General features: G+C 32.8%; 28 protein-coding genes and 3 pseudogenes. 30 read left to right on the forward strand and 1 reads right to left on the reverse strand.

The window, feature by feature from the left end; genetic code table 11:
- Positions 1-8 precede the first annotated feature (8 nt).
- The 29 genes and pseudogenes from spoIVB to ytfJ all read left to right on the forward strand — a co-directional run bounded on the left by spoIVB (position 9) and on the right by ytfJ (position 23,458).
- The gene (gene spoIVB, locus TKV_RS05890; protein ID WP_049685155.1) at positions 9-1,322 is read left to right on the forward strand and encodes a SpoIVB peptidase; all 1,314 of its coding nucleotides are present in this window, start codon (positions 9-11) and stop codon (positions 1,320-1,322) included.
- A gap of 85 nt (positions 1,323-1,407) precedes the next feature.
- Complete coding sequence (gene spo0A, locus TKV_RS05895; RefSeq protein ID WP_049685156.1) at positions 1,408-2,190, forward strand: sporulation transcription factor Spo0A; 783 nt, start codon at positions 1,408-1,410, stop codon at positions 2,188-2,190.
- Between the two features lie 143 nt (positions 2,191-2,333).
- Positions 2,334-2,625: pseudogene (locus TKV_RS12825) on the forward strand (UPF0236 family transposase-like protein); the annotation flags it as partial.
- Positions 2,626-2,800: 175 nt separating this feature from the next.
- On the forward strand, positions 2,801-3,922 hold the full coding sequence (steA, locus tag TKV_RS05905) for a putative cytokinetic ring protein SteA (RefSeq protein ID WP_049685157.1): 1,122 nt from the start codon (positions 2,801-2,803) through the stop codon (positions 3,920-3,922).
- 63 nt (positions 3,923-3,985) lie between these two features.
- A pseudogene (locus TKV_RS12390) lies at positions 3,986-4,384 on the forward strand (MerR family DNA-binding transcriptional regulator).
- Positions 4,365-5,800 (forward strand): annotated as a pseudogene (locus TKV_RS05915) (IS200/IS605 family accessory protein TnpB-related protein). The pseudogenes TKV_RS12390 and TKV_RS05915 overlap by 20 nt, the downstream one beginning before the upstream one ends.
- A gap of 147 nt (positions 5,801-5,947) precedes the next feature.
- Positions 5,948-6,856 (forward strand): copper transporter, encoded by a 909-nt coding sequence (locus TKV_RS05925; protein ID WP_049685160.1) that lies wholly within the window; start codon positions 5,948-5,950, stop codon positions 6,854-6,856.
- Between the two features lie 10 nt (positions 6,857-6,866).
- Positions 6,867-7,547: a glycosyltransferase family 2 protein gene (locus TKV_RS05930; protein WP_049685161.1), complete on the forward strand. Its 681-nt coding sequence runs from the start codon at positions 6,867-6,869 to the stop codon at positions 7,545-7,547.
- Positions 7,548-7,551: 4 nt separating this feature from the next.
- The gene (locus TKV_RS05935) at positions 7,552-8,367 is read left to right on the forward strand and encodes an MraY family glycosyltransferase (RefSeq protein WP_049686226.1); all 816 of its coding nucleotides are present in this window, start codon (positions 7,552-7,554) and stop codon (positions 8,365-8,367) included.
- The gene (locus TKV_RS05940; protein WP_049685162.1) at positions 8,368-9,438 is read left to right on the forward strand and encodes a DUF3866 family protein; all 1,071 of its coding nucleotides are present in this window, start codon (positions 8,368-8,370) and stop codon (positions 9,436-9,438) included.
- Positions 9,439-9,612: 174 nt separating this feature from the next.
- Positions 9,613-10,152, forward strand: a complete 540-nt coding sequence (locus TKV_RS05945; RefSeq protein WP_049685163.1) for an NUDIX hydrolase — start codon at positions 9,613-9,615, stop codon at positions 10,150-10,152.
- Complete coding sequence (locus tag TKV_RS05950; RefSeq protein WP_049685164.1) at positions 10,149-11,324, forward strand: endonuclease Q family protein; 1,176 nt, start codon at positions 10,149-10,151, stop codon at positions 11,322-11,324. Before TKV_RS05945 ends, TKV_RS05950 begins: the two co-directional genes overlap by 4 nt.
- Before the next feature lie 68 nt (positions 11,325-11,392).
- The gene (spoIIM, locus tag TKV_RS05955; RefSeq protein ID WP_049685165.1) at positions 11,393-12,016 is read left to right on the forward strand and encodes a stage II sporulation protein M; all 624 of its coding nucleotides are present in this window, start codon (positions 11,393-11,395) and stop codon (positions 12,014-12,016) included.
- Between the two features lie 86 nt (positions 12,017-12,102).
- Positions 12,103-12,975: a site-specific tyrosine recombinase gene (locus tag TKV_RS05960; protein WP_049685166.1), complete on the forward strand. Its 873-nt coding sequence runs from the start codon at positions 12,103-12,105 to the stop codon at positions 12,973-12,975.
- 59 nt (positions 12,976-13,034) lie between these two features.
- Entirely contained in the window at positions 13,035-14,177 is a 1,143-nt protein-coding gene (locus TKV_RS05965; RefSeq protein WP_049685167.1) for a D-alanyl-D-alanine carboxypeptidase family protein, read from the forward strand.
- A gap of 126 nt (positions 14,178-14,303) precedes the next feature.
- A complete protein-coding gene (spoIIAA, locus tag TKV_RS05970; RefSeq protein WP_049686227.1) occupies positions 14,304-14,639 on the forward strand; it encodes an anti-sigma F factor antagonist in 336 nt (111 codons plus the stop codon).
- A 12-nt stretch (positions 14,640-14,651) separates the two neighbouring features.
- The gene (spoIIAB, locus tag TKV_RS05975; protein WP_049685168.1) at positions 14,652-15,083 is read left to right on the forward strand and encodes an anti-sigma F factor; all 432 of its coding nucleotides are present in this window, start codon (positions 14,652-14,654) and stop codon (positions 15,081-15,083) included.
- A gap of 9 nt (positions 15,084-15,092) precedes the next feature.
- Complete coding sequence (gene sigF, locus TKV_RS05980; protein WP_049685169.1) at positions 15,093-15,833, forward strand: RNA polymerase sporulation sigma factor SigF; 741 nt, start codon at positions 15,093-15,095, stop codon at positions 15,831-15,833.
- 61 nt (positions 15,834-15,894) lie between these two features.
- The gene (locus TKV_RS13155) at positions 15,895-16,251 is read left to right on the forward strand and encodes a dodecin family protein (protein WP_173402332.1); all 357 of its coding nucleotides are present in this window, start codon (positions 15,895-15,897) and stop codon (positions 16,249-16,251) included.
- A gap of 43 nt (positions 16,252-16,294) precedes the next feature.
- The gene (spoVAC, locus tag TKV_RS05990; protein ID WP_049685170.1) at positions 16,295-16,741 is read left to right on the forward strand and encodes a stage V sporulation protein AC; all 447 of its coding nucleotides are present in this window, start codon (positions 16,295-16,297) and stop codon (positions 16,739-16,741) included.
- A gap of 15 nt (positions 16,742-16,756) precedes the next feature.
- Positions 16,757-17,770, forward strand: a complete 1,014-nt coding sequence (gene spoVAD, locus TKV_RS05995) for a stage V sporulation protein AD (protein WP_049685171.1) — start codon at positions 16,757-16,759, stop codon at positions 17,768-17,770.
- Positions 17,771-17,780: 10 nt separating this feature from the next.
- Positions 17,781-18,137: a stage V sporulation protein AE gene (gene spoVAE, locus TKV_RS06000; RefSeq protein ID WP_049685172.1), complete on the forward strand. Its 357-nt coding sequence runs from the start codon at positions 17,781-17,783 to the stop codon at positions 18,135-18,137.
- Positions 18,138-18,208: 71 nt separating this feature from the next.
- Entirely contained in the window at positions 18,209-19,396 is a 1,188-nt protein-coding gene (locus tag TKV_RS06005; protein WP_236617444.1) for a CCA tRNA nucleotidyltransferase, read from the forward strand.
- Between the two features lie 44 nt (positions 19,397-19,440).
- Complete coding sequence (locus TKV_RS06010) at positions 19,441-19,998, forward strand: site-2 protease family protein (protein ID WP_049686229.1); 558 nt, start codon at positions 19,441-19,443, stop codon at positions 19,996-19,998.
- Between the two features lie 2 nt (positions 19,999-20,000).
- The gene (locus TKV_RS06015; protein WP_049685174.1) at positions 20,001-20,732 is read left to right on the forward strand and encodes a segregation and condensation protein A; all 732 of its coding nucleotides are present in this window, start codon (positions 20,001-20,003) and stop codon (positions 20,730-20,732) included.
- Complete coding sequence (gene scpB / locus TKV_RS06020) at positions 20,722-21,228, forward strand: SMC-Scp complex subunit ScpB (RefSeq protein WP_049685175.1); 507 nt, start codon at positions 20,722-20,724, stop codon at positions 21,226-21,228. The genes TKV_RS06015 and scpB overlap by 11 nt, the downstream gene beginning before the upstream one ends.
- Before the next feature lie 21 nt (positions 21,229-21,249).
- On the forward strand, positions 21,250-22,125 hold the full coding sequence (locus TKV_RS06025) for a DUF1002 domain-containing protein (RefSeq protein ID WP_049685176.1): 876 nt from the start codon (positions 21,250-21,252) through the stop codon (positions 22,123-22,125).
- A 271-nt stretch (positions 22,126-22,396) separates the two neighbouring features.
- Entirely contained in the window at positions 22,397-23,005 is a 609-nt protein-coding gene (locus tag TKV_RS06030; RefSeq protein ID WP_049685177.1) for a DUF2953 domain-containing protein, read from the forward strand.
- A 6-nt stretch (positions 23,006-23,011) separates the two neighbouring features.
- Positions 23,012-23,458, forward strand: coding sequence for a GerW family sporulation protein (ytfJ, locus tag TKV_RS06035; protein ID WP_049685178.1), 447 nt, complete (start codon positions 23,012-23,014; stop codon positions 23,456-23,458).
- 129 nt (positions 23,459-23,587) lie between these two features.
- Here the strand turns inward: ytfJ and TKV_RS06040 are convergent, their stop codons facing one another.
- Complete coding sequence (locus TKV_RS06040; RefSeq protein WP_322785818.1) at positions 23,588-24,118, reverse strand: transposase; 531 nt, start codon at positions 24,116-24,118, stop codon at positions 23,588-23,590.
- Positions 24,119-24,214: 96 nt separating this feature from the next.
- Between TKV_RS06040 and TKV_RS06045 the strand changes: the two genes are divergently transcribed.
- On the forward strand, positions 24,215-25,360 hold the full coding sequence (locus tag TKV_RS06045) for a D-alanyl-D-alanine carboxypeptidase family protein (RefSeq protein WP_049685179.1): 1,146 nt from the start codon (positions 24,215-24,217) through the stop codon (positions 25,358-25,360).
- Positions 25,361-25,426 lie beyond the last annotated feature (66 nt).

The following is a 25,426-nucleotide window of genomic DNA, read 5'->3' on the forward strand; positions in this document are numbered from 1 at the left end:
GTGAGACAATGGTACAAAAGAAACTAAAATTACTACTTTTTATATTGCTTAGCTTTTTTTTAGTATTTGCAAATTACTTTACTTCTATACGTAATATATCGCAAACCCCGTCAAATTTTAAATTTTTTGAAGGAGAAAAGGCAAGCTATAATTTTAACTTACCAGTAAAAGTAAGCTTTAATACTGATAAAAAAGGAATTTTAAAGATTAATGAAACTGACGATCAAACTGTTTTAAATTTGAAAGAGCCTATAACAATTGAAGCTGTAAATACAGGGACAGTTAATGTAGATTTTAAATTATTTGGCATATTTCCAATAAAGCATGTCAGTATTGACATTGTACCAGCAATAAAAGTTATACCCGGAGGTCAAGCCATAGGAGTAAAATTAAATACTAAAGGTGCGTTAGTTGTAGGATATTCTGAAATAATTGGGGAGGACGGAAAAGTTTATAACCCCTATCGAGAAGGTAAAATACAAATTGGGGACATCATATTAGAAGTGAATGGGGTAGAAATTAAGCAAGCAGAAGATATAACAAAAATTGCCAATGAGCAGAAGAGAAAAGCTTTAAACTTAAAAATAAATAGGAAAAACAATATTTTTTACACAACAATTCATCCTGTTAAATCCAAAGAAGATAAGCAATACAGAATAGGTCTTTGGGTTAGAGACCATACAGCAGGAATTGGGACATTGACTTTTTATTATCCCCGAAGCAAAATGTATGGCGCCTTAGGTCATGCCATAACCGATGTGGATACAGGTCATGTGCTTTCTGTAGAAAATGGTGAAATTATGAATTCAAGAATCACTTCGATCGACCAAGGAAGAAGGAGCAAGCCAGGAGAGTTAAAAGGGATTTTTTTAGAGGAAGTCGATACCATTGGAAATATATTAAAAAATACAGAGTTTGGCATTTATGGAAATATGTACAAAGATTACAAGAACGAGTTATATGATGAAATACCCATAGCGTATCAAAGTCAGATAAGGGAAGGACCAGCAAAAATATTGGCAACAGTTGACAATAACGGGATACAGCAATTTGATGTTCAAATTGTCAAAAAGGCATATCAAGAGACTCCAAGTCAAAAGAGCATGATAATTAAAATTGTGGATAAAGATTTGCTTAAAAAAACAGGTGGAATAATTCAAGGGATGAGTGGAAGTCCTATTATACAGGATGGTAAATTAGTAGGTGCAGTAACTCATGTTTTTGTTAATGACCCTACAAAAGGTTATGCTGTTTATGCAGAGTGGATGATTAATGAAATGAACAATTTACTAAACAACAAGCAGGTTTTTAGAAACAAATAAAAAATTTTTAGGGAAAAAGAAGGAAATTCAAATATTATGTAGAATAAATATTATATACTAATATTAGCAATGGGAGGTTAAATAATTGTTTAAGAAAATTAAAGTAGGAATAGCGGATGATAACAAAGAATTTACTACTATTTTAGCAGAGTACCTTTCCGCTCAGGAGAATATTGAAGTGGTGGGTACTGCAAGCGATGGCAATCAAGCTTTGGAATTAATTAAAAATCACTCGCCAGATTTGTTGATTTTAGATATTATAATGCCATATTTAGATGGTATAGGAGTTTTGGAAAAGATAAATGAAGAGCAACTAAAAAAGCCCAAAATATTGATTTTATCAGCTGTAGGACAGGAAAAAATAACACAAAGGGCGATTGCATTAGGAGCAGATTACTACATTTTAAAACCCTTTGATTTAGAAATGCTCTCTAAAAGAATATCAGAACTGATGGAACCAGAGTTAGACGTCGTTTCAAAGACTGTATTACCAGTCATCAAGTCAAAGAAGAACTATGACCTTGAAGCGATGATAACAGAAATAATTCACGATGTAGGTGTTCCTGCTCACATAAAAGGATATATGTATCTAAGAGATGCGATATCTCTTGTAATAAGCAATATGGAGTATTTAAACTCTGTCACTAAAATGTTGTATCCAAAAATTGCCGAGAAATACAATACTACTCCAAGTAGAGTAGAAAGAGCGATAAGACATGCGATAGAAGTAGCTTGGAGTAGAGGAAAGACAGAGGTTTTAAATGACTTGTTTGGATACACCATTAACGATGAAAAAGGTAAACCGACAAATTCAGAGTTCATTGCGTTGATTGCCGATAAATTGAGGTTGGGAATGAAAGCCGGGTAAACGAGGTGGAAACCACGCCGTTTCATAGTGTAAAATTATCGTAGGATTTTTAGAAAATAAAAAACAAGAGACAACCCCTGTAATAAAATAGAATTTGGAAACAAGATATCACAGAAAGGGGTGTCTCTTTTATTTTAACATCTTATATAAGTCATATATTTTCAGACAGATTAAGCAGAAATCCATTAGGGTGGAGTAGAAAAGGATTAAAGCTAATGGCAAAATTAAGGGTGTTTAGCAAAAATGGAGGCAAATTAAGGGAAATAAAGTGGTATAAAAACAATAACAACAACAAAGGTTATAAATTAACCAAGAAGGAAATAAAATAAATCGTCTACAAATGAAAAAATAAATAACATCACGGTCTTGAACATAGGTAAAGTAACACCAATGTATAGAATTTTGAAGGCAATAAAATATGAAAATATGATATAAAAAACTAATAGAAACAAGTACACGGTGAAAACCTTAAGTTAAGATATTTCAGGGGTTGTTTCTAAAAATTATTCTACAGTATCTTGACACTATCAGTGTTTTTTTTTATTTTATACAAAAAATTTTTGTGCTATAATAATAAACAATGGAATGATAGTTTGTGGGGGCAAATATTATGCAAATAACAGGAATAATAAAAATTGATAAGAGAACAAAAAACTTAGTAAAACGAATAAACCCTGGAGAAATAGCTGTGATACATCACAGAGATATAGATGAAGTAGCTGCTGAATCTTTGGTTGAAAAAAAGGTTTTAGCTGTCATAAATGCTGATAAATCCATAAGTGGCAGATATCCCAACACGGGACCTTCTATTTTGTGTGATGCAGGAATCCCAATTATCGATGATGTAGGAGAAGATATTTTTGAGTTGCTCAAAGAAAACGACAAAATAACCATAATAGACAACGAAATATACAAAGATGGGGTATTTATAAAGAAAGGCAAACTTCTCACTAGAGATGTAATAAACTACAAGTTAAAAGAAAGTCGTGAAAATATAAGCATAGAATTAGATAAATTCATAGAGAACACATTAGAATATGCTAAAAAAGAAAAATATTTTATTTTAGGGAACGTAGAGTTGCCAAATGTCAAAACGCCATTTAAAAATAGACATGCTCTTGTAGTAGTGAGAGGGAAAGACTACAAAGAAGATTTATTTACAATAAAACAGTATATAGACGATGTAAAGCCAGTTTTAATAGGTGTAGATGGTGGAGCAGATGCTCTTTTAGAGTTTGGACTTATTCCTGACATAGTTATTGGAGATATGGACAGTGTCAGTGATGAGGCTTTAAAAAAGACAAAGGAGATTGTTGTTCATGCATACCCTGATGGAAGAGCACCGGGTTTAGAGAGAATAAAAACTTTAGGACTTAAAGCTTCAATTTTTAAAGCTCCTGGTACCAGTGAAGACATAGCTATGCTTTTAGCTTTTGAAAAAGGTGCTGACCTCATTGTTGCCGTTGGAACTCATTCCAGCATGATTGACTTTCTGGAAAAAGGGCGCAAAGGTATGTCCAGCACTTTTTTAGTGCGCTTAAAAGTGGGAGAAAAATTAATCGATGCCAAAGGAGTAAACAAGCTGTATAGAGAGACCTTTAAGATATCATATATATTTAGCATTATATTAGCTGCTCTAATACCTCTGGGAGTGATAGCTTATTTTTCTCCTCCTATGCAGCAGCTTCTTAAGTTATTGCAACTGAGGATTCGTCTTTTAATAGGCTTTTAAGGAGGTAGGTAACAGTTGAAGATAGTCATGCAAAGTGGTATAATTTTAATTGGGTGATAACAAATGTTACTAAGCATGCAAAAAGTAAAGGAAATGTACTCAATTAGTCGAAGAACACTTATAAACTGGGAAAAGGAAGGATTAATAACACCTGTGAGAACTCCAAAAGGCATTAGAAGGTATAAAAAAGAAGATATAGAGAAGTTATTAGGCATGCTGGAAGAAAAACCAAAACCTAAAGTGAGTGTCCACAAAGAAACAAGAAGAATATCTTAAGAATCAAATTAGAAGGCTTGAAGAATACGCTAATTCCAAAGGATGGCAGTATGAAGTCATACATGAGATAGCAAGTGGGGTAAATGAAATAAAGAGCTAGCAGAAGACTTAATAGCAATAGTAACATCTTTCGCAGCAAGAATTTACGGGCAAAGGGGCAAAAAACATGATAGTGATACAGGCTAAACTTATTTTTCTAAATCAACAAGCCAAACAAATAGTATTAGACTTAATGAGAAGATGGTCATCCTGCATGAGATTTGCATATAACAGACTTTTAGAAGGAGAAAAAAGAGCAGATTTAAAAAGAAAGTTACCCCAGGTATTCAATTTAAACTCAAGATATGTAGATGATGCAATAATGAAAGCAAGGAGTACACTGGAATCTGCGAAAGAACTAGGTAAAAGTCCAAGAAAAGTCATTTTTGGCGGGAAAAAACTGTTTAGAAAACTTCAAAAACATCATTTAAATGGTAAAGCATATAAAAAATTAAAAATTAGGTGGCAGGAGAAAAGAAAAGGAAATCTCTATTCAAGAGGGGATAAAAGCAAAAAAGGAAATCTCAACACAAGAATAGAAGTAAGAAAAAACGGCACTTTCTTAAGGATAAATGTAGGGGAAAGAAAATATGTATACGCCAAAATAGAAGCAGGCTACAAAAAGAATAAAAAAAGAAAAGAACTCCTGCAGGAAATTGCCAATCAAACATACCATACTCTGTAGAACTAAAACTCAAAAATGGCAGCATATGCGCCTATTTTGCCATTGAAGAACAATATCCAGAAATAAAAATAACAAAAGAAAAAGGAATCATAGGAATAGATGTGAACGCATATCCGGACAACATATCATGGGCAGAGGTAGATGAAAAAGGAAATCTAATAAGCTATAGCAGTATACCGATGCCGGAACTTGCAAGCGGCAATTCAGATAAAAGAGAGTATTTCAGATGGCAGTATGTTCATGAGATAGTAAAGATAGCAAAAGAAAAAAGAAAAGCAATAGTAATTGAAAAATTAGACATAAAAAACAAAGGAGAAAAAGGAGACTTTTCAGGCAAAAAGTCAAGGAGAATAAGACATAACTTTAGCTACAAATCCCTTTTAAAAAAGATAAAAATTTTAGCAAAAAAGGAAGGGATAGAAGTAATAGAAGTCAATCCTTCTTACACCTCAATAATAGGCATGTTAAAATATGCGCCGCAGTACATGATAACAAAAGACATAGCAGCAGCTTACGTAATAGCAAGAAGAGGATTAGGCAGAGAAGAAAAGATACCAGACAATTATATAAAGTTTCTTAACGCACTAACTATAGATGAATTAGAAGAATTAAAAAAGCATGTAAAGAAAACAGTCAGGAACAAGCAGTTGAAGAAAAAACACTTAAAAGAGATAAATAAAGCAATAGAAATTTTACAAAGCCTTGAGAGTGAGCCAGGAAAGGTGCTAAAACTTCTGGATGGAACAAGTTTTAGTGCCCATGATTTCTGGCAAGTTCTCAAGGCAGCGGTGGTAACTCCACTCTCCCCTGAGAAGGTGCCAAGAGACTTCTCTGCCCTAAAAAAGCTGTTAATTCAGGGCAAGTGGGGAGACCCATAAAGGCGCGAGTTCCTGCTTCTTGGGGCAGGGGCTATGGCTTTCCCAAATACCGCCTGCTGGGGCTGGGAAAGCCTGAAGGGCGGACTACAAATACCCCAGCTGCCCAAACTGCACAGTTTTGCACAGTTTGGGTAACCAGGATTTTTTATGAATATAAATATTAAATACTACGTTTTGACAATAGCTTCTATTTTTATTGCTTTAGGAATTGGAATATTTATTGGCTTCATGTTAGATGGGCAGAAAATTTTTTCTGAACAGCAAACAGCTATTATAAACGAATTGGAGCAAAAGTTTAAAGATTTGCAAGCAGAAAATGCTAATTTGAAAAATACTGTGCAAGAATTGAATCAACAAATAGGATATTATAATCAATATCATCAAATTATTTTTCCTGAATTGGTAGCTAATAAGTTAAACGGCGTTAAAGTTTCAATCATTGAAACCACAAACGAATTCATATATTCAGGGATGAGAAATGCGCTTTTGAAAGCAGGCGTTACAATTGAGTCTATTACTGTCATAAAAGAAGGGTTTGACAAGGTAAATGAGTTAGAAACTCAAAATTTAGTCAATTTTCTTTCTTCAAAATACGGTGTTACAGTGGATGCAAAACATTTAAATGAATTTGTAGCAGCTAAATTAGCTCATGCAATTGTAACAGGGCAAGATACCGACTTAATAAATTATCTCAAAGAAAATGGGTATATAGATTTTACAGGAATTGCAGGAAATACAGATTTTGTAATTATAGCAGGAGGCAGTAACAATAAAGACAATAATGTGAGTTCTATTGATATACCAATTATAAAACAGGTTAAGGTGCTTAATGTGCCTATTATAGGAGTAGAGCAGACTGATGCCAAATACTCATATATCGATGCTTATAAAAAACAACATATATCTACAATAGACAATGTAGATAATATAATAGGGCAAACTTCTCTTATAATGGTGATGGAAGGGAAGGAAGGCAATTACGGAATTAAACAAAGTGCAATAAATTTAATGCCAGATTCTTTTGTTAGTCATACAAATTCTATGACTAAAAAGTGAGGTTAGATAAATGACTAAAAAAGTTAGTATTTTAATACCTGCATATAATGAAGAAAAGAGAATATTAGATACTATTAAGGGTTTAGAAGGCATAGAAGAGATCGATGAAATTATTGTGGTAAACGACGGTTCAACGGATAATACTGTAGAAAAAGCTAAAAAAGCAGGTGCAAAGATAGTCAACATGAAGAGAAATGTAGGAAAAGGGACAGCATTAAAAGAAGGATTAAAGTATGTAAAAAACGATATTGTCGTCTTTTTAGATGCAGATGTGGGCCTTTCCTCCCGGGAAGTAAAGAAATTGATACTTCCTGTAATACAAGATGAGGCAGATGTTACAATCGCCAAATTTCCCAAGACAAATGTAAAAACAGGTTTTGGATTTGTAAGAACTTTAGCTAAAAAAGGAGTAAAATATTTTACAGGATATGAAATTGAGTCTTCACTTTCTGGTCAAAGAGCTTTTAAAAAAAAAGTTTTGGATGATTTAAAAACTTTTTACAAAGGATATGGAATAGAAGTAGGAATGACGATTGACATATTGAAAAAGGGATACAGGATAAAAGAGATAGAAGTAGAAATGACCCATTCTGTTACTGGAAGAGACTTAAAAGGTTTTATTCACAGGGGAAAACAGTTTTGGGACATATTAAAAGTATTGTTGTATAAATTAATAAAGAATAGCAGGTGAGATGGTGTTTTGGTTCTTACTCTTTATCATTCCTTTGTTAGTTAGCATTTTGACTAAAAACTTTCTGATGAAAATCATTGATAAACCGGTATGTCTGAAAGAAAATTATAAAAAGAATATGATACCTGTTTGTGGCGGTATCATATTTGCACCTGCTTTATTTGTTTCAGTTATAATTTTTAATATTTTAGGTTATAACATAAGGTACCAATCAATAATTTTACCAGCTTTAACAATGATTTCTTTTGTTGGGTTTATTGATGATGTATTGGGAGATAGAAATGTCAGAGGACTAAAAGGGCATATAACTATGCTTTTTCGAAGTAAACCTACGACAGGAAGTTTAAAAGCCTTATCAGGGTTTTTGATAGCTTTTTTTATAAGTTTTAATCTTGCAAGAAATAATATAATGGAATTAGCATTCGATACATTGATAATAGCTTTATTTACAAATTTTTTAAATCTTATGGACTTGAGGCCTGGAAGGTGTTGTAAGGCTTTTATCGCTATTTCATTATTTTTTTTAGGGATAGCAAAAGGAAAACTCGCTTTTTTAGTTATGTTACTTATTATTTTGATTGCGTATTTCCCTGATGATTTACAGGCAAAAGTTATGATGGGAGATACAGGTTCAAACGTTTTGGGAATGTCTTTAGGGATAGCAAGTGTAGTAATTTTCGGGTTTTATGGAAAAGTCATAACTCTTATTTTGTTAATTTTGATACATCTTTTGACAGAAAAGTATTCTTTGACTGCCTTAATAGAAAAGAATAGGCTTCTAAATTACATTGATATGTTAGGAAGAAAAGGAGAAAAATAAATGATTAGTATTTATTTAGGTTCTGTTACTGAGATTATTTCACAAAGAAAAGGAATAACTGTTGTAGAAGTTACTACAGGAGAAGAAAAAGCTTTAGCATTAAATTATGATGATATAACTGGAAAAATAGATGTTGGAGATACGGTTTACCTAAACCGCACTGCTCGCTTCCTTAATTTAGGTACAGGAGGATATGATTTTGTAATTGCAAACACAAAATATACGAAATTAGATGCAATTGGTGATGGTCATATAATGAAATTGAGATATACCCCTTTTCAGATAAATGTTTTGGTTATGGAGGAGCAATCAAGTCCTTACCACTCTCTTTTTAATGGGTTTAAAAGTTTAGATGGATTACCTGTAATAATAGGGGAGCTTCACAGCATGGTGGCTCCGGTTTCTTTGGTGCTAAAAAAAATAAAACCGAATTTAAAGGTAACATATGTAATGACAGACTCTGGATGCTTGCCTATTAAGTTTAGCAATACCGTTAACGAACTTAAGCGAAAAAATATCATTGATGCTACAATAACTATTGGACATGCTTTTGGCGGCGATTTTGAGGCTGTCAACATATATACAGCCTTGATAGGGGCAAAAGAAGTCATAAAAAGTGATGTAGTGATAGTGGCGATGGGACCAGGGATAGTTGGTACAGGGACAAAATATGGATTTTCAGGAGTAGAACAAGCCCATATCATAGACGCTGTAAACAAACTAAAAGGTATCCCTGTATTAATTCCAAGGCTAGGTTTCAACGACAAAAGAGAAAGGCACCGCGGAATTAGTCATCACACAATAACAGTTTTGGAATTGTGCAATACTTCTTGTATTTTGACATTTCCTTTAATGGATAAGGAAAAAACCGATATAATAAAAAATCAAATTGCATCAAATGTGATTTTTTCAAACTTTAACATAGAATTTATTGATGCTTCTATTACAAAAGAGTGTATAAAGGAATTGGGAGTAAATATTACTACAATGGGAAGAAATTACAATAGTGAACCAGACTTTTTTAACGCTTGTGGAGCAGCTGCTCTCTATACTTGTAATAAATTAATTTAATTTAATTAGATTTTCCAAAGTTTTATATTTTCTACTGAGTTCGTTTAATAAAAGCAACAAAGTCGAAAATTTACCACTATAATAAACAGTATTTCCAATTATAATCATTTTTACCACCTCATATTTATAGTATGTATGGGCAAATAAAAATATACATAGAAAGGAAGATGTTCTTTGGAACAAAAAGAAGAAACTTTAAGTACCCGCAGAATTTTTGAAGGAAAGATAATAAACTTGAGAGTAGAGGAGGTAAAACTGCCAGATGGAAGGACAGCTACTAGAGAAATAGTGGAACATCCTGGGGGTGTGTCTATTGTTGCAGTAAAGGACAATGGAAATATTCTGCTGGTAAAACAATATAGAAAGCCAGCAGAAGAGGCTTTGTTAGAGATACCTGCAGGGAAATTAGAGTATGGGGAAGACCCGGAGGTTTGTGCTAAGAGAGAGTTGTTGGAAGAGACAGGATATGAAGCAGGTTATATAAAGCATTTGATGACTTTTTTTACCACGCCAGGTTTTTCAAACGAAAAGATGTATTTGTATTTTGCTAAAAATCTTGTAAAACATACTGCTCACCCAGATGAGGATGAATTTTTAGAAGTATATGAATATACACCTGAGAATTTGTTGGAGATGATTTTGCAAAACCAAATAAAAGATTCTAAAACAATAATTGGAATTCTTTACTATCTTAAAATGAGGAATAGCTTATGAAATGTCATGTAGATTTACACGTCCACCTAGGAAGAAGTGCAACAGGTGTTCCTATAAAAATAGCTGCTTCAAAAAATTTAACTGTTTTAAATATTCTCGAAAGGTGTATGATAAAAGGGATAGATGTAGTGGGCATTGTAGATGGGGCTTCTCCCCCAATCTTAGAAGAATTGAAAAAATACGTTGAAGAAGGAATATTGTCTTTGATTGATGGGGGAGGATTGAGGTATAAAGATAAAGTCACTTTGATTTTGGGCAGCGAAATAGAAATAGCGAAAGAAGGAAGAGGTTCTCCCCATTTGATATGCTATTTCAAAAATTTAGAAAAGATTTCTAAGTTTTCTCATGAAATCTCTAAATATGTAAAAAACATAAATTTGAGTTCTCAAAGATGCAGTCTTAAAAGTGCTGAAGTTTTTGAAATCGCCAATAGATTTGAAGGAATTGTAATACCTGCTCACGTTTTTACTCCTTTTAAGAGTTATTATGGAAGTACCACAGATAGATTGAGTTATGTTTTTAAAGATTATTATCAATATATTCATGCGCTAGAATTAGGTCTTAGTGCAGATTCCGATATGGCAGATCAAATTGAGGAATTAGCTGATAAGACTTTTTTGAGCAACTCGGATGCGCATTCATTAGAAAAAATAGGTAGAGAATTTAATGTTTTTGATATTGAGGAAGCTAATTTTGAAGAGATTTTATTAGCATTAAAAAGACAAGGTGGAAGAAAGATCGCAAAAAATTACGGATTAAATCCCAAATTAGGCAAATATCACAGGACTTTCTGTTTAGATTGTGGTTATATTGCTACTGAAGATCCACCTATAAAAAAGTGTTTAAGGTGTGGTAGCAATAATGTAGTTTTGGGAGTAAAGGATAGGATTATGGAAATTAGAGATTATGAGACAAGACACCCTCATTTTAGGCCAGATTACGTGTATCAAATACCTTTGGAATTTGTTCCGAACATTGGGAAGAAAACAATTGAAAAGTTGCTGAATCATTTCGGCAATGAATTATATGCGCTTCATTATGCATCTTATGAAGAGCTGGAAAAAGTAATAGGACCTTTGAATGCATCAAATATCTTAAAAGCGAGGAATGGTGAGATTGAAATTTCTTCCGGAGGGGGAGGAATATACGGCAAAGTGACTATAGATAAATGAATATTGTCCCCTATTATATCATAAATTTAGAATAGCTGTTAAAACGAAATTGGTAGGGGGCAATAGTCTTGAAATTTTTAAAAGGAAAATTTTATTTGCATATTAGGCATAATTCTCTTCTATATGTACTTGTGATAATCTCGTTAATGATAGGGATAGCAGCAGGTTCTTTTACTGTAAACAACATAACTGAGGTGCAAAAAGAGCAAATAATAAATTACATCTCTAAGTTTTATCAAGTGGCAAAAGCCACAAATTTAAGTTCTGTGCAAATCTTCAAGCAGTCTCTGTTAAACAATTTTGTGACGGTTTTTGTGCTTTGGATTTTGGGAGCAACTATTATAGGTATTCCATTTATATTTTTAGTAATAGGTATAAGAGGATTTATGTTGGGATTTTCTATAGGAATTTTAATCGGGGAATTCAAGTTGAAAGGGATATTACTTGTTTTAGTGGGTATTGTACCTCAAAATGTTTTTATATTGTTGGGTTTATTGTTTATATCTGTAACCTGTATTAATTTTTCTATTTACCTTTTAAAAAATCGCAAATTCAGCATTGAAGAATTGTTTTCACAATTTATATCCTACACTTTTATGGTATACGCGGGATTTATAGTGATTTTGGTAGGAAGCTTAATAGAGTCTTATATTTCGCCATATATATTACTTTTACCGCCTTTTTCACAGTAAAAAAAGAAGGAAAATGACATTTTATGTTGAATATTTATAATTAACAAATTAAATTATAAAAATTGTGGGATTGTAGGGTAAAGAATATGTTAAATGATATCGTTGGGGAGTTTTTAGATTTTTTAAAAAAACAAAAAAGATTGTCCAAGAATACCCTTGAATCTTATAGCAGGGACATAAACCAATTTTTCAAATATCTAAATAATTCTCATATTAATTACCTTCATGTAAAAAAGTCAATAATATTAAATTATCTGTATTATTTAAAGAAAAATGGGAAATCTCAAGCAACTATCTCCAGAAGTCTTTCTTCGCTTAAGGCTTTTTATCATTATCTGTTTATGAAGAAACTGATAGAAGAAGACCCGACGTATATGATAGATACTCCAAAAGTAGAAAAAAGAGTCCCTGCCACATTGACAGTAGAACAAGTAGATATGTTGTTATCTTTAGATTTTGGCAATGATGAAAAGGGACTTAGAGATAAGGCTTTAATTGAATTACTTTATGCGACCGGACTTAAAGTTTCAGAAGTGATCTCTCTTAAGTTGGAGGATGTAAATCTTTCTTATGGTTACATAGTGACTCGTTCAGGTAAAGAAAGAGTAATTCCTATAGGGTCTCATGCTATTGCTGCTTTGAAAGATTATATTGAAAAAGGACGCAAAGGAAATCCTGAAGAAAAAACGCTTTTTTTGAATTTAAGAGGTAAAAAACTTACAAGACAAGGTTGTTGGAAAATAATAAGAGAATATACCGACAAAATAAATCCTGGTTTTCCTGTTACTCCTAATACTTTGCGCCAATCTTTTGCACAGCATATGTTAGAAAACGGTGCAGATGTGCGTGCTGTTCAAGAAATGTTAGGATATCAAACAGATTTCAATGCAAATTTAATTTCTTTGATGTCTAAGTCAAAAATAAAAGAAGTATATAATAAATTTCATCCAAGAGCGTAAAAAAGAATAATATTCACCCTCTGTGACAAAATAAATAGTGAACAAGGAGGGTGAATTAAATGTTTAAAAGGGCGTTAATTGTAGTACTTACCTTGATAATAATGAGTTCTTTTGTTTTTAATAACAGCGTTTATGCTGATAACTTAAATTTAAAATCTAAGTCTGCTATTTTAATAGATGCTAATACAGGACAAATTTTGTATGAAAAAGATAGCCACAAAATTTTGCCTCCTGCCAGTGTGACAAAAGTAATGACTCTTTTGTTGGCCATTGAAGCAATAGATTCCGGAAAAATCAAAATAACTGACAAGGTTGTAACAAGCAAGCACGCTTATGACATGGGAGGCACTCAAATATACTTAGAAATAGGAGAAGAGATGACAGTAGATGATTTGATGAAAGCGATAGCTATGAATTCTGCCAATGATGCATCAGTTGCATTAGCAGAGTATATCGCAGGTACAGAGGAAAACTTTGTGGAGATGATGAATAAAAGGGCAAAAGAGCTGGGAGCTAAAAACACAAACTTTAAAAATGCTTCAGGACTACCCGAGGAAGGTCATGTAACGACTGTTTATGATATGGCCATGATTTCCAGAGAGTTAGTAAAACACCAAAGTATTTTTAAATATTTGACCAATAAATTGGATTCTTTAAGAGGAGGAAAATTTAGCCTTATAAATACAAATAAATTGTTGTGGCGCTATAAAGGAGCTGATGGCATTAAAACAGGTTCTACTTCAGAAGCTTTGTATTGTCTCACAGCAACGGCAAAACGCGGAGATACGCGGTTAATAGCTGTGGTTTTTGGCGCACCTGATTCTGAGACAAGATTTAACGAAACAGCAAAACTATTAGATTACGGATTTGCAAATTATGAAACTTTAAAAGTAGCTTCTAAAGGACAGGTATTTGGGAATGTCAGAGTGTTAAAAGGCAAACAAGATACTATTGCTGCTATATCACAGCAAGAAGAATATGTGCTGATTAGAAAAGGAGAAAGCAAAAACATAAAGACTGAGATAAATTTGAATAAATTTATACAAGCTCCTGTAAACAAAGATAAAAAAATTGGAACAGTGAAAGTGTTACAAGACGGAAAAGTGATAAAAACCTTTGATTTATATCCTCAACAAGAAGTGTTAAGGTCTAATCTTTTGGAAAATTGTAAAAAAATATTTAAAGAGTGGCTAAAAAAATAGTTTCTCTAAAGGAGTACTAAAACCTGGATAGGTTTTTAGTACTTTTTTATTTTTTATAGAAAAATATTACACAAAAGGAGGATTTTTAAAAATTTTATCGAATATAATAAAGTGAGGGGTGATAAAATGGGTATAAAATTTTCTAAAAAAGAGGATTCGTTAATAGCAAAAATTGAAGGTGAATTAGACCACCATGTATCTGAAAATATAAAAAATGCTATCAATGAGGAATATGTAAAAAAATCCTGTAGAAATTTGATTTTTGATTTAAAAAATGTAAATTTTATGGATAGTTCCGGCATTGGTGTTATAATAGGAAGGTATAAAAAAGTTAAAGAAAACAATGGGAAAGTTGCTATTGTCAATGCTAATAAACAGTTACATAAGTTAATAGAGGTTTCAGGATTATTAAGAATAGTTAAGTGCTATAATGACATTGAGGAAGCTTTAAAGGATATGTAGAGGGGGATTATCATGGAATATACAAATATGATGGAATTAAAGTTTTTAAGCAAGTCGCAAAATGAATCTTTTGCAAGAACAGTAGTAGCGGCTTTTGCAGCACAATTAGATCCTACTATTGAGGAAATTGCGGATATAAAGACAGCTGTTTCAGAAGCAGTGACAAACTGTATAATTCATGGATATGAAAATAAAATTGGTATTATCACGTTAAAAGCTTTTATTTCTGACCACAAAATAATAATTGAAGTTATAGATGAGGGTAAAGGTATTGAGGATGTTGAAAAAGCTATGCAGCCTCTTTTTACCTCCAAATTGGAGGAAGAACGGGCAGGAATGGGCTTTACTGTAATGCAAACCTTTATGGATGAGTTAGAAGTTGAGTCAACTCCCGGAAAAGGGACTATTGTAAGGATGACTAAATACATTCGTCCTAACAAATGAGGTGACCCTATGAAGGAGAGTAGTTTTGAAAAAACCGATGAGAACTTGGAATTGATACGATTAGCACAAAAAAATGATAAACAAAGTCTGGAAAAATTGATAACAGAAAATAGCGGACTTATTTGGAGCATAGTTAAGAAATTTTCCAATAGAGGTTACGAAATGGAGGATTTGTATCAAATAGGCTGCGTAGGCTTTGTTAAGGCAGTTCAAAAATTTGATGAGTCATATAATGTGAAATTGTCTACTTATGCAGTTCCCATAATAATGGGAGAAATTAAAAGGTTTTTAAGAGATGACGGCTTAATAAAAGTTAGCAGGTCTTTGAAAGAACTTTCCTCAAAAGCTTTTTATGTTAAAGAAGTTTTAAGCAATGAACTCAACAGAGAGCCTTCTATTAATGAAATAGCCGAGAGGTTAAACGTAACACCTGAAGAAATAGCAATGGCGTTTGAATCAGCTGCTACAACGGAGTCTTTATACGATAATGCGACTCATGATGAAGATGACAGACTTCTTATTGAAATGGTAAGTGAAGAAGAAAAAGACTTTGACATAGATGATAAACTAGCCTTACAAATGGTAATAAGTAAATTAAAGCCAAGAGAAAAACAGATAATATTTTTACGCTATTTTAAAGATATGACTCAGATGGAAGTGGCAAATATTTTAGGGATTTCTCAAGTGCAAGTGTCGCGAATTGAAAAAAAAGTTTTACAAAAATTAAGAAACGAATTGGAAGAAGTGTAGTATTATTACATAAATACTACACTTTTTTTGAATTAAAATTAGTCATTTTCACATAATATTAATGGTTGGTGAAATGAAAATGAAAAAAATATTGTTTGTAATTACGGCAGTGATTTTAATTTTTGCTTTAAGTTATTTTTATATGCACAAAACCAACAAAAAAGTACCTGAAAGTGCTGATTTGGTATATAAGGGAGGAGGAAAGGGTATGGCGGTTGTAAAAATTTTAAATGTTGTTGGAGATTCAACAATCAGTTGGGATGATGCTATACACAAAGCTGTAGAAGAAGCAGCAAAATCTATCGACAATATTTCTGGAATTGAAGTCGTAAATCAAACAGCAAATGTAAAAAACGGTAAAATAGTAGAGTATAAAGCTAATTTGCAAATTGCTTACAGGGTAGATAAGGAAATATAGAGCACCACTTATGGTGCTCTTGTCGTAAAAAAGGGTGAATTTTATGGAAAAAGATGTAAAAAAACAACAAGAATATAAAAATATCGCTCAAAAATATGAGCCCAAACCCACTTTATTAAAAAATGTCATAATGGCTTTTGTAGTGGGAGGATTGATTTGCGACATAGGACAGTTTTTTTTAAATTTTTACCTTTCAAAAGGTTATTCTCTTCAAGATGCCAATACTCTCGTATCAATTACAATGGTGTTTATAGGAGCATTTTTAACAGGAATTGGAGTGTATGACGACATAGGAAAATTTGCAGGAGCAGGTTCTATAGTACCTATAACAGGATTTGCGAATTCTATTGTGTCCCCTGCAATGGAATTTAAAAAAGAAGGTTTTGTCTTTGGTGCGGCTGCAAAAATGTTTAACATTGCGGGTCCTGTTATTGTATACGGTGTGAGTACATCAATAATTGTAGGGTTAATATACTACTTTTTGAAATAAAAGGGGAAGGATAGGATGGCTGAGAAAAAGCTTGGTTCACAGACAGTCAAATTTAAAAACCCTCCTTCTATAATATCAGGAGGAACAATAGTAGGTCCAAAAGAGGGTGAAGGTCCTTTAAGAGATTATTTTGACATGATTTTAGTGGATGATACTTATGGGGAAAAAAGTTGGGAAAAAGCTGAATCAAAAATGTTTCAAGATGCTGTAAATTTAGCTTTAAAAAAGGCTAATTTAAAAATTTCTGAGATTGATTATCTTTTAGGGGGAGATTTATTAAATCAAATCATAAGTGCAAGTTTTGCTGCCAGACAACTAAACGTACCCCATTTTGGATTATATGGAGCTTGCTCTACTATGATAGAGGGATTGAGCTTAGGTGCAATGCTTATCGATGGCGGTTATGCTGATTACGTAATTGCAGCGACTTCCAGTCATTTTTCCACTGCAGAGAGGCAATATCGGTATCCATTAGAGCAAGGGATTCAAAGGCCTTTTACATCTCAATGGACAGTGACTGGAGCAGGTGCTACAATTCTTGCTTCTACAGGGAATGGTCCTTACATCACTCATGCGACAACAGGAAAAGTTGTAGACTTGGGTATGAAGGATGCGAATAATATGGGTGCTGCAATGGCACCGGCAGCTGCAGATACTATCATCACTCATTTTAAAGACACAGGCTTTACTATAGATGATTATGACATTATAGTGACAGGAGACATGGCAAGAGTAGGAGGAAGTATACTTTTGGAGCTATTGTATAAAGAAGGCTATGATATAGAAAAAAAATATAAAGACTGTGGAATTGAAATTTATGACGAATCTCAAGACGTTCACTCAGGGGGAAGCGGAGCAGGATGCTCTGCCGTAGTTTTAAACGGATGGCTGTTATCTCAAATACGAAATGGAGTATATAAAAGGGTGTTATTTATGGCGACAGGTGCTCTTTTATCTCCTACCAGTAGTCAACAAGGAGAATCTATACCTGGAATTGCCCATGCTATTACAATATCAAGAACAATATGAGGAGGATTTTATGGATTACTTGAAAGCTTTTTTAGTAGGTGGATTAATTTGTGCTATTGCACAAATTTTAATTGATAAAACCAAATTAACTCCTGCGCGAATATTAGTAACATATGTAACATTAGGTGCTATATTAGGAGGACTTGGAGTATACAAAAAATTGATAGACATAGGTGGGGCAGGAGCCACAATACCACTTTTGGGATTTGGGAATTCTCTTTCCCAAGGAGTGATAAAAGCTGTCGAAAAAGATGGATTGATTGGGGTATTTACAGGTGGATTGACTGCGACTGCGGGTGGAATTTCTGCGGCAATATTTTTTGGATACCTTTTTTCTTTAATTTTTAATCCTAAGACGAAGAAATAAGTATAGGTTAATTTTAACTTATACTTATTTCTTTGTTTAATCCTGTGGTATAATATAAAAAGTAAACAATATTGGATAAGGGTGATTCTTTGTACATTGAGATTGATGGCAAAGATTTTGTAGAGCTTTTGAGAAAGATTTCTTTAGAGTTCAAAATTAAATCATACATCGTAGGTGGTTTTATAAGAGATTATTTGCTGGGAGTAAAAAATTTTGATATTGATGTGGTAGTGGAAGGAGACGGAGTAGAATTTGCTAATCTTTTGTCAAGATATCTAGAAGGTGATATTGTAATTCACGAGGCATTTAGAACGGTAACTTTAACGTATAAAAATATTTCTATCGATGTCATATCTGCTCGAAAAGAGTATTACGATTACCCTGCGGTTTTGCCAAGAATTGAATTTTCAAACATATATGATGATTTGGCAAGAAGAGATTTTACTATAAACACTTTGGCTTACGATGTGGTTGAAAATAAATTTATCGATTATTTTAATGGTATACAAGACTTAAAAACAGGGGTAATTAGGATACTTCACAGCAAAAGCTTTATTGATGACCCTACAAGAATATTTAGAGCCATAAGGTATTCTGTGAGGTATTCTTTTGCGATTGAAAGTGAAACAGAAAGGTTGCTAAAAGAATCAATAGATAAAATTAGACTTCTCACTCCAGACAGAATAAGAAATGAACTTTTTTTGATTTTAAAAGAAGATAAAGCAAAAGAAATGATAGAAAAGGTTATTTATTATGGCATTGATAAAATTGTTTTTGGGGATGTCAGCATTAACACAAAAAATCTTGATTATTTTGAAAACAGTGATATAGACATTGTTTTATACAGGTTTTTGATATTGTTTTACTTAATAAAAGAAAAAGACTTGATAAAAATCAAAGAGAGTTTGAATATAAGTAGTTTATATTTAAAATCCTTAGAAGATTTGATTTTTTTGTGTAAACAACTAAAATGTAAAGACAAAAATGTGCGAAAGATTAGGTTGACTTTGCAAACTACAAAAAAAGAAGTCATAAAAGCTATTAGCACAATGGAAAATGGGGAAGCACAGCGAATAGTCAATACAAAATTGTACATAACAGGAGAAGATATTAAAAATTTAGGTTTAAAACCCAGTCCTTTATATGGTGAATTGATGGATAAATTATTTGAGGCAAAAATGAAGGGACTTCTCAATAACAAAGAAGAGGAGATTGAATTTGCAAAAAAATTGATAGAACAACTAAAGAAAGGAGAATAAATTTGATAGACTTTTTGTATAGAATACCTGCACTTCTTATTGCAATGAGTTTTCATGAATTTAGCCATGGGTATGTGGCTGACAAGTTAGGTGACCCTACTCCAAGGCAAAGTGGTAGGCTTACATTAAATCCGTTGGCTCATATTGACCCCATAGGACTTTTGATGCTTTGGATTTTGAAATTTGGGTGGGCAAAGCCAGTGCCTATAAATCCCATGTATTTTAGAGATACCAAAAAGGGCGTATTATTGGTGTCTTTAGCAGGACCTCTTTCCAATGTTTTGTTGGCAATTATTTCGCGAATATTAATGGTTTGGTTTAAAGACGTGGCAGTAGTGTATCCAATTTTGTATTTGTTGTACATATACAATTTAATTTTTGCTGTTTTTAATATAATACCTGTGCCTCCGCTGGATGGCTCGAAGGTATTGTGGAGTTTACTTCCGCCAAGGCAGGCTTATATGATTTCTCAATATGAAATATATGGACAGGTTATTTTGCTCCTTCTTGTTTTCACTGGGGTTATTGGACAAATTATAGGGCCTCTTATGAATGCTTTGGACTCTTTTATAACTCTTATTTTAAAACCTTTTGGGGTGTGAAGATGTACAACGTAAAATTAGAAGTGTTTGAAGGACCTTTTGATTTGCTTTTTCACCTTATAGAAAAAAATGAAATTGATTTGATGGATATCCCTATTTCAGTTATTTTAGAACAATATATGGAATATATTAAAACTTTGCAGGAAATGGATTTAAATGTGGCATCAGAATTTATTGTAATGGCAGCTACTTTATTAGAAATTAAATCTAAAATGTTACTTCCCAAACAGCAGTTTAAGGGACAACAATTGGAAATGGAAGAAGTAGACCCAAGAGAAGAATTGGTGACTAAATTGATTGAGTACAAGAAATACAAAATTATTGCCCAGACTTTTAAAGAAATGTACAAAATTGGTTCTCGTTTTTTTAGAGAAGAGCCTGAAGTAAAATATATAGATAAAAAAATTGCTTTAAACTACTCTAGCGAGGATATATATAAAGCGTATCTTAAAGTTATTTCAAAAAATAACGCCAGAGAAGATGAAATAGAAATAAAAAAAGATGAATATACTGTAGAGAATAAGATTAAAGAGTTATTAGTGAAATTAGTAAAAAAGCCTTTCCTTTGGTTTAGTGAACTTATTAAGAAAAGTCGAGCAAAAGGAGAAATTATTGTTTCTTTTATCGCTGTTTTAGAGTTAGTGAGATTAAATAAAATTGTAGCAGAACAAAAGACTACTTATGGGGATATACTTATTAAATCCTTTAGGAGAGGAGAAAAAAATGAGCAATGAGGGAAAAATAGAAGCTATATTGTTCGCAGCAGGGGGACCAGTAAAATTAAAAACCTTATCCGACGTAGTAGGACTTCCTCAAGAGGAAATAGTAGATGTTGTAAACAAATTAAAAGAATATTACGACCGGGAAAATCGCGGTTTAGATATTATATTTTTTGAAGATAAAGTTCAAATGTGTACAAATGATAATTATGGAGAAATAGTTAGACAAGCTTTGGGATTAGAAATAAAACAAGGACTTTCTCAAGCAGCATTAGAGGTTTTGGCTATAATAGCTTATAATCAACCTATTACAAGGGCAGAAATTGAAAGAATAAGGGGTGTAAAAAGCGATAAAGCTATAAATACTTTGCTGGAGTATAATTTGATCAAAGAAAGTGGAAGGGCTTTATCTCCTGGTAGGCCAATACTGTATACTACTACAGAAGATTTTTTAAAGTATTTTGGAATTAAATCTTTAAAAGAGTTACCGCAAATTGAAATCACACCTTAAAAAAGGAGGAGGTTTTAATGTATGAAAAGAAGCATAGTGTCTTTACTTTTAATTTTAATAGGGCTTGCTTTTACATTTCTTTCAACCACTTTTGCCTTTGCAAATGAAAAAGAGATAGTAAGTTTAGGTGCGGACCTTACTCCTAAACAACAGGAAGAAATGATGGAATATTTTGGAGTCAATCCAAACACGACTAAAATTATAAAGGTTACAAATGAGGAAGAAAGAAAATATTTAAAGGGATTGGTACCTGATAAACAGATAGGTAGCCGAGCCATTTCTTCAGTGTATGTAAAACTTCTCCCACAGGGAGAAGGAATTATGGTTGATACTCACAACATAACCTGGGTCTCTAAAGAGATGTATGCCAATGCAATGGTGACAGCAGGCATTAAAGATGCAAAGGTGGTAGTAGCTGCTCCCTTTGATGTATCAGGCACGGCAGCTCTTACAGGGATAATGAAGGCATTTGAAGAAGCAACAGGGGAAAAATTAAGTGACGAGGCAAAAAAGACAGCCAATGAAGAATTGGTTATAACAAGTACTTTAGGGGAAAAGATAGGAAAAGATAAAGCAGCTGAACTTATTCAAAAGGTTAAAGAAGAAGTAATTGCAAAAAAACTTACAGATGAAAATGAAATTGCAAATGTTATAAGGGATATTGCTAAACAGCTTAACATTAAACTAACTGATGAACAGATATCTCAGATTGTACAACTTATGAAAAAGATAAATCAACTCAATCTAAATGTTGAAATAATAAAAAAGCAATTAGAGAAAATAGGGGTAGATGTTGATAAAATAAAGAAGACGGTAGAAGAGAATAAAGGTATATTAAAAGCAATTTTAGACGCTATAAAAAGCTTTTTCGATTGGTTGGCATCCCTTTTTAAATAAAATGAAATGTTAAAAAAGCAGGTGCTCTTTTATAAAGAGTTAACCTGCTATATTATTATAAGTACAATTTTACATAGAAGTTTTCTACAATTGTACTTGCTATTTTTTTAAAAAAAAGTTATCATATATCAAGATACTATATTTCCTTTATATGGATAAAAATACAATATAGGCAGTTTTTAATAACTATTAATTTTTTTACTAAAACTATAATAAAGACCTAAATCTTGCTTAGAAAAGGCTTATAAACAGCGTGATATGAGGTGAAATGATGAAATATTTGTCTGTTGTTTTTATAATCCTTATTTTTTTGATTTTACTGTATTTTTTGCCTCTTCAAATTAAAATAAAAGCGAATAAAGAGGGGAAAAATATTTCCCTGGAAATAGCAACTAATATATTTTTTGTAAATTTTTTGACCTTTAAATTACAGAAAGAGCCCGAAAAAGAGGAATTGTATTTTAAAGTTTTAGGTGTCAAGATACTTAAAAGTGCAGGAGCAAAAAAATTAGAGAGAACTAAAAAAGAGGGAAAATTTTCAGCTTTAGATATAGGATATAAAGATTTTTTTAAAATTATAGAACTTTTAAAAGGTATACTAAAAAATACTGTTGTTTATAAATTTTATTTAAATGTAAAAATAGGTTTAGAAGATGCAGCTTGGACTGCTATATTGAGCGGTTCTTTATGGGGCGTAATATATACAGCTCTTATGCCGATATATAATAACGCAACCTTTACTACTGCACCAGAGGTTTATATCACGCCTTGCTATGGTCAAAATAAGTTAGAGGGAAATTTAATTTGCATATTTAAAATAACCTGTGGTAATATTATTATTAATGGAATAAAGTTTTTGGGTAGTTTAAAGGGGAGGTGAAAATAAATGAGTGACCACCCAATCGATGCATTGATGAAAACAACCATGGAAAGCTTAAAAGATATGATAGATGTCAATACAATAGTTGGAGATGCTGTTGAAGCTCCTGATGGAACTATAATAATACCGATTTCCAGAGTGACTTTTGGTTTTGCCGCTGGCGGAGGAGAAATTAGCCCTCCTAAAAATGACAAAAAAGGTGCAGAACAAGATTCTTCTCAAAAAATGCCCTTCGCAGGAGGAAGTGGGGCGGGAGTTTCAGTTCAACCAGTAGCTTTTATGGTGGTAGGACAAGGACAGATTAGACTGCTTCCTGTGACTCAGAGTGCGATGTTAGAGAGAATAATTGACTTGACACCTAAGCTTATAGAAGAAATACAAAATTTATTCACTAAAAACAAGCCTTCTAAAAAAACTCAAAATTTGATAGTCAATGATAATGCTGATATTTAAAAGTGGGGAATCCCACTTTTTTGCATATAGAAGGAGGCATAGTGTGAAAGTAAAATAGTTAAATTTGGGCATGACAAAAAGGGCACCAAATGAAGCTGCCCAAAGCCAAATAATGGTAACATATAATGTTTAAGTAATTTTTGGAGGGATAATAGTACAACCTTCTTTTTCTAAAAGTTTAATAGCTTTCTTAATATATTGTTGCCTATGCTTTTGATAAAGTTTTTCTGGCATATTAGTGTAATCGGAGTCAGAAGGATTAAAAGGTTCCCTTTTCAAAAGCATATGATAGAGACAAGTGAGGATCATACGAGCAATAGCAACAATTGCACGTTTATGACCGCGGCGCTTTTTAATACGTTCATATTTAATCCTAAAATAAGGATTCTTTTTATCCCTAATTGCTGCATTGGCACACTGTATTAAGAGAGGTTTTAAGTAAACACCTGCTCTTGAGACATGGACAGATTTTTTCTTACCTGCACTTTCGTTGTTTTGAGGAGTAAGACCAGCCCAAGAGCAAAGGTGCTTGTCAGATTTAAAAACTGTCATATCCGTGCCGATTTCAGCGATGATTTTTTGTGAACATCTATGCCGCAGCAGATAGGGTGAACAATTTTTAACATAAATAACCCTCCTCCTCCGTGCTTTGTAGTATATCTATATATTTTAAAAGAAATTATATCAAAAATATCGCTCAATAGCACACTTTCATTACAATTTGTGCTTGAGCAAAGCGAAAGGATGTGGGTTAAAATGAAGAAATTTGTTTTTGTGTTTTTTGTTTTGTTGTTTTTTATGTCCTCTGTTAAAGTATATGCTGACAGTGATTATCCCTCTGTGGCGGCTAAAGCTGCAATTGTGATGGACCAGCAAACTGGAAGGGTGCTTTACCAAAAGAATCATCATCAAAAGTTGCCAATGGCAAGTACTACTAAAATTATGACATTATTAGTAGCATTGGAAAAGGGAAATTTAAGTGACATCGTTACTGTCAGTAAAAGAGCAGCCAGCATTGGAGGTTCTTCTATTTGGCTATCACCAGGAGAAAAAATCGATATGGAGAATTTGCTTTATGGGCTTATGTTGAACTCTGGAAATGACGCAGCTACAGCGATTGCTGAACACATAGGAGGAAGTGTAGAAAATTTTGTTGATATGATGAATGAAAAAGCGAAAGAAATAGGAGCTTTTAACACTCATTTTGTAACTCCTTCCGGTTTAGATATAGGGATTGATGACCATTACACTACTGCTTACGACTTAGCTTTGATAACTAGATATGCTTTTAGGTATCCTAAATTTGAAGAGATAGTATCAACAAAAGAGAAAACAATCCCGTGGGAAGGTCGTGAGTGGGATAGATATTTAAGAAACAAAAACAAGCTTTTGTGGATATACCAAGGAGCTGATGGAGTAAAAACGGGTTTTACTAATAAAGCGGGAAGATGTCTTGTATCTTCTGCTACAAGAGAGGGAAGAAGATTTATTGCTGTTGTTTTAAACAGCCCTCCTATGTGGGAGGATTCTATGAAAATATTAGACTACGCTTTTTTAAAATATAAGCCTTATAAAGTTTTAGAAAAAGACAAAATTATAAAAAATTTAAAAGTGGAAAATGGCAAAAAAACTTTAACTCCCATTGGGTGTGCTGCTGATTGCATTATTCCTGTTTCAGAAGAGGAAAAAGAAAAAGTACAAATGGAAATTTACCTTCCTGACAGTCTCAAAGCACCAGTCGAAAAAGGTGAAAAAGTGGGGTATGCAACAATCAAAATAGGTGAAGAAAAAATTTGTGATGTTGATTGTGTGGCTTTGCAAAAAGTAGAAAAAGAAGACTTCAACTATAATTTCCAAAAGATAATAAAAAGTTGGCTAAGGCTATTACGAAAACCCTCTTGAGCTTGGCTCAGGAGGGTTTTTGTAATAGTTTTTGATGCTGGCGAATATGTTATTAGTGTAAAATCG

Origin of the sequence: Thermoanaerobacter kivui, from assembly GCF_000763575.1 — a bacterium.
Classification (GTDB): Bacteria; Bacillota; Thermoanaerobacteria; order Thermoanaerobacterales; family Thermoanaerobacteraceae; genus Thermoanaerobacter; species Thermoanaerobacter kivui.